At 59.5% G+C, this 11,047-nt stretch carries 10 protein-coding genes and 1 pseudogene; 5 read left to right on the forward strand and 6 right to left on the reverse strand.

Annotated features, from left to right (window positions below):
- Positions 1-34 precede the first annotated feature (34 nt).
- The 4 genes and pseudogenes from argB to coaBC all read right to left on the reverse strand — a co-directional run bounded on the left by argB (position 35) and on the right by coaBC (position 4,386).
- The gene (gene argB, locus AC1DSG_RS21505; RefSeq protein ID WP_477792687.1) at positions 35-940 is read right to left on the reverse strand and encodes an acetylglutamate kinase; all 906 of its coding nucleotides are present in this window, start codon (positions 938-940) and stop codon (positions 35-37) included.
- Between the two features lie 39 nt (positions 941-979).
- A pseudogene (locus AC1DSG_RS21510) lies at positions 980-2,356 on the reverse strand (phosphomannomutase/phosphoglucomutase); the annotation flags it as partial.
- Between the two features lie 360 nt (positions 2,357-2,716).
- On the reverse strand, positions 2,717-3,172 hold the full coding sequence (dut, locus tag AC1DSG_RS21515; RefSeq protein WP_007943127.1) for a dUTP diphosphatase: 456 nt from the start codon (positions 3,170-3,172) through the stop codon (positions 2,717-2,719).
- A 5-nt stretch (positions 3,173-3,177) separates the two neighbouring features.
- Entirely contained in the window at positions 3,178-4,386 is a 1,209-nt protein-coding gene (coaBC, locus tag AC1DSG_RS21520) for a bifunctional phosphopantothenoylcysteine decarboxylase/phosphopantothenate--cysteine ligase CoaBC (RefSeq protein ID WP_477792693.1), read from the reverse strand.
- A gap of 136 nt (positions 4,387-4,522) precedes the next feature.
- Between coaBC and radC the strand changes: the two genes are divergently transcribed.
- Positions 4,523-5,197, forward strand: coding sequence for a RadC family protein (gene radC / locus AC1DSG_RS21525; RefSeq protein ID WP_477792688.1), 675 nt, complete (start codon positions 4,523-4,525; stop codon positions 5,195-5,197).
- 74 nt (positions 5,198-5,271) lie between these two features.
- Here the strand turns inward: radC and AC1DSG_RS21530 are convergent, their stop codons facing one another.
- Positions 5,272-6,861, reverse strand: coding sequence for an ABC transporter substrate-binding protein (locus tag AC1DSG_RS21530; RefSeq protein ID WP_477792689.1), 1,590 nt, complete (start codon positions 6,859-6,861; stop codon positions 5,272-5,274).
- Between the two features lie 446 nt (positions 6,862-7,307).
- Here AC1DSG_RS21530 and rpmB point away from each other — a divergent pair, with 446 nt between their 5' ends.
- Together rpmB and rpmG are read left to right on the forward strand one after the other, a co-directional pair.
- The gene (rpmB, locus tag AC1DSG_RS21535) at positions 7,308-7,541 is read left to right on the forward strand and encodes a 50S ribosomal protein L28 (RefSeq protein ID WP_007894701.1); all 234 of its coding nucleotides are present in this window, start codon (positions 7,308-7,310) and stop codon (positions 7,539-7,541) included.
- An 11-nt stretch (positions 7,542-7,552) separates the two neighbouring features.
- The gene (rpmG, locus tag AC1DSG_RS21540; protein ID WP_007894709.1) at positions 7,553-7,708 is read left to right on the forward strand and encodes a 50S ribosomal protein L33; all 156 of its coding nucleotides are present in this window, start codon (positions 7,553-7,555) and stop codon (positions 7,706-7,708) included.
- A gap of 137 nt (positions 7,709-7,845) precedes the next feature.
- Here the strand turns inward: rpmG and AC1DSG_RS21545 are convergent, their stop codons facing one another.
- Positions 7,846-8,208 carry a cupin domain-containing protein gene (locus tag AC1DSG_RS21545; protein ID WP_477792690.1) on the reverse strand — a complete coding sequence of 121 codons (363 nt, stop codon included), beginning with the start codon at positions 8,206-8,208 and terminating at the stop codon, positions 7,846-7,848.
- 225 nt (positions 8,209-8,433) lie between these two features.
- On the opposite strand from AC1DSG_RS21545, the gene AC1DSG_RS21550 reads away from it, so the two are divergent.
- Positions 8,434-9,927, forward strand: a complete 1,494-nt coding sequence (locus tag AC1DSG_RS21550; RefSeq protein WP_477792691.1) for an aldehyde dehydrogenase — start codon at positions 8,434-8,436, stop codon at positions 9,925-9,927.
- A gap of 160 nt (positions 9,928-10,087) precedes the next feature.
- Positions 10,088-11,047, forward strand: a 960-nt coding sequence (locus AC1DSG_RS21555; protein WP_477792692.1) for an MFS transporter, incomplete at its 3' end; no start/stop codon positions are given.

Genomic DNA, 11,047 nt, shown 5'->3' on the forward strand with positions numbered 1-11,047 from the left:
GCCTGGCTGAGCGGGGTCTTTTTGTGTGTGCTGCTTAAGGACGCTTGCGATTACTGATCAAAGTACCCACACCGGTATCGGTGAAGATTTCCAGCAGAATTGCATTCGGCACCCGACCATCAATGATCAACGAGCTACCGACGCCGCCCTGAACCGCTTCCAGCGCGCAACGAATCTTCGGCAGCATGCCGCCGTAGATGGTGCCATCGGCGATCAGATCGTCGACCTGCTGAGTGGTCAGGCCGGTCAGCACGGTGCCCGACTTGTCCATCAGCCCGGCGATGTTGGTCAGCAGCATCAGCTTTTCAGCTTTCAGTGCTTCGGCGACTTTACCGGCCACCAGGTCGGCGTTGATGTTGTAGGACTCGCCATTGGCGCCCACGCCAATTGGCGCGATCACCGGGATGAAGTCACCTTTTACCAACAGGTTCAGCAGGTCGGTGTTGATGCCGACCACTTCGCCAACATGGCCGATGTCGATGATTTCCGGTTGGGTCATCTCCGGGGTCTGGCGGGTGACGGTGAGCTTTTTCGCGCGAATCAGCTCGGCGTCTTTACCGGTCAGGCCGATGGCGCTGCCGCCGTGACGGTTGATCAGGTTGACGATGTCCTTATTGACCTGACCGCCGAGGACCATTTCCACCACGTCCATGGTCGCGGAGTCGGTGACGCGCATGCCATCGACAAAGTGGCTCTCGATCGACAGGCGCTTGAGCAGGTCGCCGATTTGCGGGCCGCCACCGTGAACCACCACCGGGTTAATGCCCACGGCTTTCATCAGCACGATGTCGCGGGCGAAGCCGGTTTTCAGCTCCTCGCTTTCCATCGCGTTGCCGCCGTATTTGATCACCAGCGTCTTGCCGACATAGCGGCGAATGTAAGGCAGCGCTTCGGACAGGACCTTGGCGGTGTTGGCGGCGGCTTCGCGTTCGAGGGTCATTCAGGGCTCCGGCACTTCAATAAAATGCGCTTCAATCAATCAAAACGGTAGTTGGAGGTCAGGTGCAACACGTTTCAGCTGGGTGTGGAATACGTCCTTGATGCGCTGCAATTCAGCTTCATCATCAGCCTCGAAACGCAGCACCAGCACCGGTGTGGTGTTGGAGGCGCGCACCAGGCCCCAGCCTTTGGCGTAGTCGACTCGCACGCCGTCAATGGTGGTCAGGTCAGCGCCTTCGCCCCACGTCGCATCGTGCAGTGCATCAATGATGCTGAATTTGCTCTCTTCGGTCACATGGATATTGATTTCCGGCGTAGAAATATCGTTCGGGAAGGTCGCAAACAGCCCTTCCGCGGTGGATTTTTCCTTGCTGAGGATTTCCAGCAGCCGTGCGGCGCTGTAAATGCCATCGTCGAAACCGAACCAGCGCTCCTTGAAGAAGATGTGCCCGCTCATTTCACCGGCCAGCAGCGCGCCGGATTGTTTCATTTTCTTTTTGATCAACGAGTGACCGGTCTTCCACATTAGCGGCCGACCGCCATATTCCTTGATCAGCGGAACCAGGCGGCGCGTGCATTTGACGTCGAAGATGATTTCCGCGTCAGGGTTGCGCGCCACAACATCACGGGCGAACAGCATCAGCAAGCGGTCCGGGTAGACGATGCTGCCGGTGTTGGTCACGACGCCAACGCGGTCGCCGTCGCCGTCGAAGGCCAGGCCCAGGTCGGCGTTGGTTTCCTTGACCTTGGCGATCAGGTCGACGAGATTTTCAGGCTTGCCCGGGTCCGGGTGATGGTTCGGGAAGTTGCCGTCGACTTCGCAGAACAGCGGGATGACTTCGCAGTTCAGCGCTTCGATCAGCTGCGGGGCAATCACGCCGGCTGCGCCGTTGCCGCAGTCGACAACGACTTTCAGGCGGCGGGCCAGTTTGATGTCCTGGACGATTTCGGTGTTGTAGCGGTCGAGGATTTCGACCCGGGTGATGCTGCCCTCGCCGCTGCTCAGGTTGTTGGTCTTGAGGCGGTCGTGCAGGGCCTGGATCTGTTCGTTGGCCAAGGTGTCGCCGGCGATGACGATTTTGAAGCCGTTGTAGTTCGACGGGTTGTGGCTGCCGGTGAGCATCACCCCGGATTTTCCGGCCAGTACATTGGCGGCGTAGTACAGCGCCGGCGTTGGCACCAGGCCGACGTCGCTGACGTGGCAACCGGCATCGGCCAGGCCTTTGATCAGTTGTTCGACCAGTTCCGGACCGGATAGACGGCCATCGCGACCCACGGAAACGTTCGGCTCGTCCTGCGCCAGGCTTTGGGCGCCAATGGCGCGACCGAGCCAGTAAGCGGTTTCAGCGTTCAGGAACTCCGGTACGGTACCGCGAATGTCGTAGGCACGAAAGATGCTGTCGGGGAACTTGGGTGCGACTTTGGCGGGGGTGTTCATCTGTAGGAATGCTCCATCTCGAAAGTGACTGGACAGGCCTGCTTGGAACGCGTCGGCCGGCTCAAACTGAAGGGTATGACGGCGTTTTCCACAGAGAGTTCGTGGTGCGAAAAGGCCATGCCGCTAACTCCGGCAAGTATTTGGCCGGCAATGTCTTGATTTTCAGTGGTAAACCTTCCAGATGAGGTTACGCAATTTTCAGCAAACAATGCACCTGTGGCGAGGGAGCTTGTCGAATCGTCGCACCGTCCCGCTTGAGTGCGCAGCGCTCACAAAACTTGGGCCTGCTTCGCAGCCCTGCGGGAGCAAGCTCCCTCACCACACAGGTTCTCTATCGGATCAATGGCTACCGGAATGCCCGAAACCGCCCGTGCCGCGCTGGGTTTCGACGAATTCTTCGACCATCTCGAAATGCGCCTGAACCACCGGCACCAGCACCAGTTGAGCCAGACGCTCACCGACCACCATGTTGAAGTCAGTCTGGCCGCGGTTCCAGCAGGACACCATCAGCGGGCCCTGGTAATCGGAGTCGATCAAACCGACCAGGTTGCCCAGCACGATGCCGTGCTTATGTCCTAAACCGGAGCGCGGCAGGATCAGCGCGGCCAAGCCCGGATCACCGATGTAAACCGACAGGCCGGTCGGGATCAGCACGGTTTCACCCGGCTTGATCACGATGTCCTTTTCCAGCATGGCCCGTAGGTCGAGGCCGGCGGAGCCTGGTGTGGCGTATTGAGGCAGCGGGAATTCAGTACCGATGCGAGGGTCGAGGATCTTGGCTTGCAAAGCGTGCATGTAAATTAAACCTGGTTCAGACGTTCGGCGATAAAAGTGATCAGCTGGCGAGCAATCTTGCTCTTGCTGGTCTGGGCGAAAAGTGTGGCGTGGAGCTCACGGTCGATCACGCTGCAGGCGTTTTCTTCGCTGTTGAAGCCAATGCTCGGGTTGGCGACGTCGTTGGCGACGATCAAATCGAGGTTTTTGTCTTTCAACTTGCGGGCAGCATAGTCGAGCAGATGTTCGGTTTCGGCAGCGAAACCGACACTGAACGGACGGTCGGGGCGCGTGGCGATGGTGGCCAGGATGTCCGGGTTGCGCACCATCTGTAGCAACAAGCCGTCGCCGTTCGTAGGGTCTTTCTTGAGTTTCTGTGGGGCGACGACTTCCGGACGGTAGTCCGCGACCGCTGCCGACGCGATGAACAGGTCGCAAGGGATCGCGGCTTCGCAAGCGGCGAGCATGTCGCGGGCGCTGACCACGTCGATGCGCGTGACACGATCGGGCGTTGGCAGGTGCACCGGGCCGGTGATCAGGGTCACGCGGGCGCCGGCTTCCACCGCGGCTTCGGCCAGGGCGAAGCCCATTTTTCCGGAGCTGTGGTTGGTGATGTACCGCACCGGATCGATGTTTTCCTGGGTCGGGCCGGCAGTGATCAGCACGTGCTTGCCGGTCAGCGCCTGGCGCTGGAAGCAGTCCGCCGCGCACTGGGCGAGATCGACGGCTTCGAGCATGCGCCCCAGGCCAACGTCGCCGCAGGCCTGGCTGCCAGAGGCCGGGCCGAAGGCTTTGATGTCGCGGCTTTCGAGGGTTTGCAGGTTGGCCTGGGTCGCCGGATCGCGCCACATGGCCTGGTTCATCGCCGGGGCCACGGCGACCACGGCGTCGGTGGCCAGCACTAGTGTGGTCAGCAGGTCGTCGGCAATGCCTTGGGCCAGACGGGCGATCAGGTCCGCGGTGGCGGGGGCGATCAGCACCATGTCGGCCCATTTGGCCAGCTCGATGTGGCCCATCGCAGCTTCTGCCGCCGGGTCCAGCAGGTCGAGGTGAACCGGGTGCCCGGACAAGGCCTGCATGGTCAGCGGCGTGATGAACTCGCTGCCGCCGCGGGTCATGACCACGCGCACTTCGGCGCCCTGGTCGATCAGGCGACGAACCAGGTCGGCACTCTTGTAGGCAGCAATGCCGCCGCCGACGCCCAGAACGATGCGTTTCCGATACAGCCGCTGCATAGGTCTGCCTTTCATTTCGTTGATGACTGCATGGCGAGACCCCCTCCCCAGGGATGAAATCGCCAGCAAAAAAGATGGGCTACGATATCACAGCGACCGCTACGGAACAGCGGCGCCCATATTCCAGGGAGGTGTTATGAGTATTCGTGATTGGCCGGCGGCGGAGCGGCCGCGGGAGAGGCTGCTTGAGTTGGGCTCGGCAAGTCTTTCAGATGCCGAATTGCTGGCGATTTTTTTACGGACCGGCGTGTCGGGTAAAAGCGCGGTGGACCTGGCTCGGCACCTGTTGAATCAGTTTGGCAGTTTGCGCTCATTGCTTGAGGCCGATCAGGTAGCGTTCAGCAGGCAATTGGGGCTCGGGCCTGCGAAATTCGCCCAGTTGCAAGCGGCACAAGAGATGGGCCGGCGGCATTTGGCCGAGCGGGCACGTCAAAAATCAGCGCTGGAAAATCCGCAAGCCGTTCGGGACTACCTGAAATCGATGCTGCGCCACGAGCCTCACGAGGTGTTTGGCTGTCTGTTCTTGGATTCCAGGCATCAAGTACTGACCTTCGAAGTGCTGTTTCGCGGCTCGATCGACAATACCAGTGTCTATCCACGGCAAGTGGTCAAACGGGCTTTGGCGCACAACGCCGCGGCATTGATCCTGTGCCACAACCATCCGTCGGGCAATCCCGACCCTAGCCAGGCCGACCGGTTGCTGACCAAGCGCCTGCAAGAGGCGCTGGGCCTGATCGATGTGCGAGTGCTCGACCATTTCATCATCGGCGACGGCGATCCGCTGTCCATGGCTGAATACGGCTGGATGTAGGGCAACGGCAAGTATCAAGCTTTAAGCTTCAAGCTAGAGCCGTGCGCGGGCTGCTCTAGCTTGAGGCTTGCAGCTTATGGCTTGAAGCTGACTTTGGAGTAATCCTGCCGCCCAAACGGGCTGACCGCGTAACCCTCGACATCCTTGCGCGTCAGCGCAAACGCCGTCGGGTGCGCCAATGGTAGCCACAGCGCCTGCTGCTGGATCTGCGCCTGCGCCTGCTCATAGAGCTTGGTGCGCACACCTTGCTCGCCGGTGGTCTTGCCGGCACTGATCAGCTTGTCCAGGTCCTGATTGCAATAACGGGCGAAGTTGGTGCCGGACTTGAGCGCTGCGCAGGAAAACTGCGGAGTGAGGAAGTTGTCCGGGTCGCCGTTGTCGCCGGCCCAACCCATGAACAACAGGTCATGCTCGCCGGCCTTGGCGCGCCGGATCAGCTCGCCCCACTCGATCACCCGGATCTCGGCCTGAATACCGATTTGCGCTAGATCGGACTGAAGCAGTTGAGCGCCGAGGCTAGGGTTGGGGTTCAGCGTACTGCCGGAAGGGCGGGTCCAGATGGTGGTCTGAAAGCCATCCTTGAGGCCGGCCTTGACCATCAATGCCTTGGCCTTCTCAACGTTGTGCGGGTAACCCGGCAAGCTTTTGTCGTAGCTCCAGGTGTTCGGTGGGTACGGGCCTTTGGCGGGCTCGGCGGTGTCTTCGAACACGGCTTTGACGTAATTGGCCTTGTCGAAGGCGAGGTTGATCGCCTGGCGCACTTCCGGCTTGTCCAGCGGAGGATGCTGGCTGTTGATGCCGACGAACGCGGTCATGAACGCGTCGGTTTTTTCCACTTTAAGTTCTGGCTCTTTCAGTGCTTCCCGTACGTCCAGAGGCTTGGGCGACAGGGCGATCTGGCACTCATTGCGGCGCAATTTCTGCAAGCGCACGTTGGCGTCCGGGGTGATCGCGAAAATCAGCGGGTCCACCGAGGGCTTGCCGCCGAAGTAGTCCGGGTTGGCCTTGTAGCGAATCGACGCGTCTTTCTGGAAGCGCGTAAACACGAACGGGCCGGTGCCAATTGGCTGGCTGTTGAGTTTTTCTGCGGTGCCGGCCTTCATCAGCTTGTCGGCGTATTCGGCGGAATAGATCGAAGCGAAGCCCATGCTCAGGGTGGCGAGGAAGGTCGAGTCCGGGTGATCGAGGGTGAACCGTACGGTCAACGGGTCCAGTGCGTCGATCTTCTTGATCAGCACGGGCAATTGCATCGATTGCGCATGCGGGAAGCCGCTCTGGGCGACTTTATGCCACGGGTTGGCCGGGTCGAGCATGCGCTCGAAGCTGAAAATCACGTCTTCGGCGTTCAGGTCACGCGTCGGGCTGAAGTATTCGGTGCGATGGAATGGCACCTGCGGATGCAGTTTGAATACGTAGGTCAGGCCGTCGGGCGAGACTTCCCAGCTGTCCGCGAGGCTGGGGACCACTTTGCCGCTGGCGGTGTCGAAGTCCACCAGGCGGTTCATCAGCACGTCGGCTGAGGCGTTGGTGGTGGTCAGCGAATTGTATTGCACCACGTCGAACCCTTCGGGACTGGCCTCGGTGCAGACCGTCAGGGCCGCAGCCATGGCCTGTGGGCTCAGCAGCAATGGGGCGAGCAAGAGGGGTAGGGCAGCGAGGCGCATGGTCGGATTCCTTTACAGATCGAAGGCCCATCTGCAAGTGCAGTCTGGAAAAGACTTACCCTAGTAGGCTCTTTTGCAAATGACTATCCCCTTTTTCATTTTAAGGGGACTATAGGCGATTGTTTTCAGTGCGCACCGGCTGAGAAAAATCCTGAATCGGTGGGTTGGCCGATTCTCTGCGACGAGTGGTCTTTATTGACGATAGCCTTTATCCAAGGCGCTTGTGGCCCGAAATGCGGGGTTTTTATGAAGTCTGTGCACACGGAATGTTGTTGCTCTCCAGTCTTTCTGGTATAAAGCAGCGCTCTTTTCTAGGGGCCCGGTTCCTTCACTGTAGGTGTAGCCGGTAAGACCTCTAAAGAAACGCGGCGCCTGGCGCCAAATGACTGAGAGATTAAGCGGCCAACCCATGCCGGGTTGGGCATGTGGTTTTAGAGGGCTGAGGCATGTCGAGAGTATGTCAAGTTACCGGTAAGGGTCCGGTGACTGGGAATAACATTTCCCACGCAAACAACAAAACCCGTCGTCGTTTCCTGCCGAACCTGCAGCATCACCGCTTCTGGGTTGAAGAAGAGAAACGTTTCGTGCGTCTGCGCGTATCTGCCAAAGGCATGCGTATCATCGACAAGCGTGGCATCACTGTCGTGCTGGCCGAAATCCGCAAAGCCGGCAAGATCTAAGGGAGCTAATCATGCGTGAATTGATTCGTTTGATTTCGAGCGCCGGTACTGGTCACTTCTACACTACCGACAAGAACAAGCGTACTACCCCGGACAAAATCGAGATCAAGAAATTTGATCCGGTTGTTCGCAAGCACGTGATCTACAAAGAAGGCAAAATCAAGTAATTGATTTTTCCCTCTTACGAAAAAGGCCCGTATCGCGAGATACGGGCCTTTTTTGTGGCCTATGGTTTTGTGATCACCACAACTCCCTGTGGGAGCGAGCCTGCTCGCGATAGCGTCGGCCCAGACAATGCAAATCTTCAGGCCTTCTGCTCAAACGCCACATAGATCTTGCGGCAAGGCTCCAGCACTTCCCAAGTGCCCTGGAACCCGGCCGGAATCACGAAGCGGTCACCTGCGCGCAGGGTTTTGCTGTTGCCGTCGTTGTCGCGCAACACTGAAACCCCTTGCACGATTTCGCAGTACTCGTGCTCGGTGAAATTCACGGTCCATTGCCCGACTTCGCCTTCCCAAACGCCAGCATTCAATTGCCCGCACGGGCTGTTGTAATGGTTGTACACCGCTTGTTCGGGATCGCCCTTGAGGACTTTCACCGGGTCCGGCCGATAGCGCTCGGGTGCGCTCGAGGCCTGGCTGAAGTCGACGACATCCTGGATATTCATTGTTGTAATTCCCGTGATTGCCTGAAAAGACCAAAGTCTATGTTTATTAAAATGAACATCGCAAGGCCGTTTGACGGGCTTATGTCAAATATATTGAAACTTCACCTGCCGCTGGTTTAGGGTGACAGTTGCCTTGGGCCGAAAAGCAGGCTGGCCGGGCAGAATTCCTGACAGCGCCCGCGAAGACCGCGCAGCGTTCGTATTCAATAAGAGGAGGACACTCGAATGACCACCCTGACTCGTGCCGACTGGGAACAACGGGCTCGCGATCTGAAGATCGAAGGCCGCGCCTACATCAATGGTGAATACACCGATGCTGTCTCCGCCGAGACCTTCGAGTGCATCAGCCCGGTCGATGGCCGTCTGCTGGGCAAGATTGCCAGCTGTGACGCCGCCGACGCCCAGCGCGCTGTTGAAAACGCTCGCGCCACCTTCAATTCCGGCGTCTGGTCGCGCCTGGCGCCGACCAAACGCAAAGCCACCATGATCCGTTTCGCCGGCCTTTTGAAACAGAACGCCGAAGAGCTGGCGCTGCTTGAAACCCTGGACATGGGTAAGCCGATCAGCGATTCCCTGTACATCGACGTTCCCGGCGCGGCGCAAGCCCTGAGCTGGAGCGGCGAAGCCATCGACAAGATCTACGACGAAGTCGCCGCCACCCCGCATGATCAGTTGGGTCTGGTGACTCGCGAGCCGGTCGGTGTCGTTGGCGCCATTGTGCCGTGGAACTTCCCGCTGATGATGGCCTGCTGGAAGCTCGGCCCGGCGCTGTCCACCGGTAACTCGGTGATCCTCAAGCCGTCCGAAAAATCCCCGCTGACGGCCATCCGCATCGCGGCATTGGCTGTTGAAGCCGGCATTCCGAAAGGCGTGCTGAACGTGCTGCCGGGTTACGGTCACACCGTCGGCAAGGCCCTGGCCCTGCACAACGATGTCGATACGCTGGTGTTCACCGGCTCGACCAAGATCGCCAAGCAACTGCTGATCTACTCGGGCGAGTCGAACATGAAGCGCGTCTGGCTCGAAGCCGGCGGCAAGAGCCCGAATATCGTGTTCGCCGATGCCCCGGACCTGCAAGCCGCTGCAGAAGCAGCTGCCGGCGCCATCGCCTTTAACCAGGGCGAAGTCTGCACTGCCGGTTCGCGCCTGCTGGTCGAGCGTTCGATCAAGGATACTTTCCTGCCGCTGGTGATCGAAGCGTTGAAAACCTGGAAGCCGGGCAACCCGCTGGACCCGGCGACCAACGTCGGCGCGCTGGTCGATACCCAGCAGATGAACACGGTGCTGTCCTACATCGAGTCGGGCCATGCCGACGGTGCCAAACTGGTGGTCGGTGGCAAGCGCACGCTTCAGGAAACGGGCGGCACGTATGTTGAACCGACGATTTTCGACGGTGTGAACAATGCGATGAAAATCGCTCAGGAAGAAATCTTTGGCCCGGTGTTGTCGGTCATCGCTTTCGACACCGCCGAAGAGGCTGTGGCGATTGCCAACGACACGCCGTACGGCCTCGCCGCAGCAGTGTGGACCAAGGACATCTCCAAGGCCCACCTGACCGCCCGCGCGCTGCGTGCCGGTAGCGTCTGGGTCAACCAATACGATGGCGGCGACATGACCGCGCCGTTCGGTGGCTTCAAGCAGTCGGGTAACGGCCGCGACAAGTCGCTGCACGCGTTCGACAAGTACACCGAACTGAAGGCGACCTGGATCAAGTTGTAAGTCGGTTTTCTTAACGACGTAGATCCCCTGTGGGAGCGAGCCTGCTCGCGATAGCGGTATAACAATCGACATCAGTGTTGAATGTTGCTCCGTCATCGCGAGCAGGCTCGCTCCCACAGTGTTTTGTGTTGTACATAAAAACTCCACAGGAGCGTGGAACATGCGTTGGGCGACTTATTTCGCCGTGTTGGCGTCTGTCTTGAGTGTCGGCCTGGCTCTGGGCGTCAGCATGCCGCTGGTATCGTTTCGCCTGGAAAGCTGGGGTTACGGTTCATTCGCCATCGGTGTAATGGCGGCGATGCCGGCCATTGGCGTGTTGCTGGGGGCAAAAATCTCCAGCCATTTGGCCGCACGCCTGGGCACGGCCAATTTGATGCGCTTGTGCCTGTGGGCCGGGGCGTTGTCCATCGGCTTGCTGGCGCTGATGCCGAGCTATCCGATCTGGCTGCTGTTGCGGCTGATGATCGGGGTGATCCTGACGCTGGTGTTCATTCTGGGTGAAAGCTGGATCAACCAACTGGTGGTCGAACAGTGGCGTGGGCGGCTGGTGGCGCTGTATGGCTGCAGCTATGCCCTGAGCCAACTCGCCGGGCCTGTGCTGCTGGGCGTTCTGGGCACTGAACACGATTATGGATTTTGGGTCGGTGTCGGCTTGCTGATGACAGCACCGTTGCTGTTGTTGGGGCGCAGCGGGGCGCCCTCCAGCGAAGCGAGTAGCGTGACGTTCGGCGATTTGTGGGGTTTCTGCCGTGGACTGCCGGCGATTGCCTGGGCGGTGTCGCTGTTCGCGGCGTTCGAGGCGATGATCCTGACCTTGTTGCCGGTGTATTGCCTGCGCCAGGGCTTCACCACGGAGATTGCACTGGCGATGGTCAGTACCGTGGTGGTCGGTGATGCGTTGCTGCAATTGCCGATTGGTGCGCTGGCGGATCGCTTGTCGCGCCGCACGCTGTTCACGGGTTGCGCAGTGGTCTTGCTGCTGTCGAGCCTGGCGATCCCGTTGTTGATCGACACCCTGCTGATCTGGCCGTTGTGGGTGCTGTTTGGCGCCAGTGCGGGCGGCTTGTTTACCTTGTCACTGATCCTGATCGGCGAACGCTATCGCGACGATGCGCTGGTG

The organism is Pseudomonas sp. P5_A12 (genome assembly GCF_056400685.1).

Coding starts and splice junctions, on each gene's coding strand:
- AC1DSG_RS21550 (WP_477792691.1), top strand. CDS start 8,434: ATGACCACCCTGACTCGTGCCGACTGGGAACAACGGGCTCGCGATCTG.
- coaBC (WP_477792693.1), bottom strand. CDS start 4,386: ATGCAGCGGCTGTATCGGAAACGCATCGTTCTGGGCGTCGGCGGCGGC.
- argB (WP_477792687.1), bottom strand. CDS start 940: ATGACCCTCGAACGCGAAGCCGCCGCCAACACCGCCAAGGTCCTGTCC.
- AC1DSG_RS21545 (WP_477792690.1), bottom strand. CDS start 8,208: ATGAATATCCAGGATGTCGTCGACTTCAGCCAGGCCTCGAGCGCACCC.
- rpmG (WP_007894709.1), top strand. CDS start 7,553: ATGCGTGAATTGATTCGTTTGATTTCGAGCGCCGGTACTGGTCACTTC.
- AC1DSG_RS21530 (WP_477792689.1), bottom strand. CDS start 6,861: ATGCGCCTCGCTGCCCTACCCCTCTTGCTCGCCCCATTGCTGCTGAGC.
- radC (WP_477792688.1), top strand. CDS start 4,523: ATGAGTATTCGTGATTGGCCGGCGGCGGAGCGGCCGCGGGAGAGGCTG.
- dut (WP_007943127.1), bottom strand. CDS start 3,172: ATGCACGCTTTGCAAGCCAAGATCCTCGACCCTCGCATCGGTACTGAA.
- rpmB (WP_007894701.1), top strand. CDS start 7,308: ATGTCGAGAGTATGTCAAGTTACCGGTAAGGGTCCGGTGACTGGGAAT.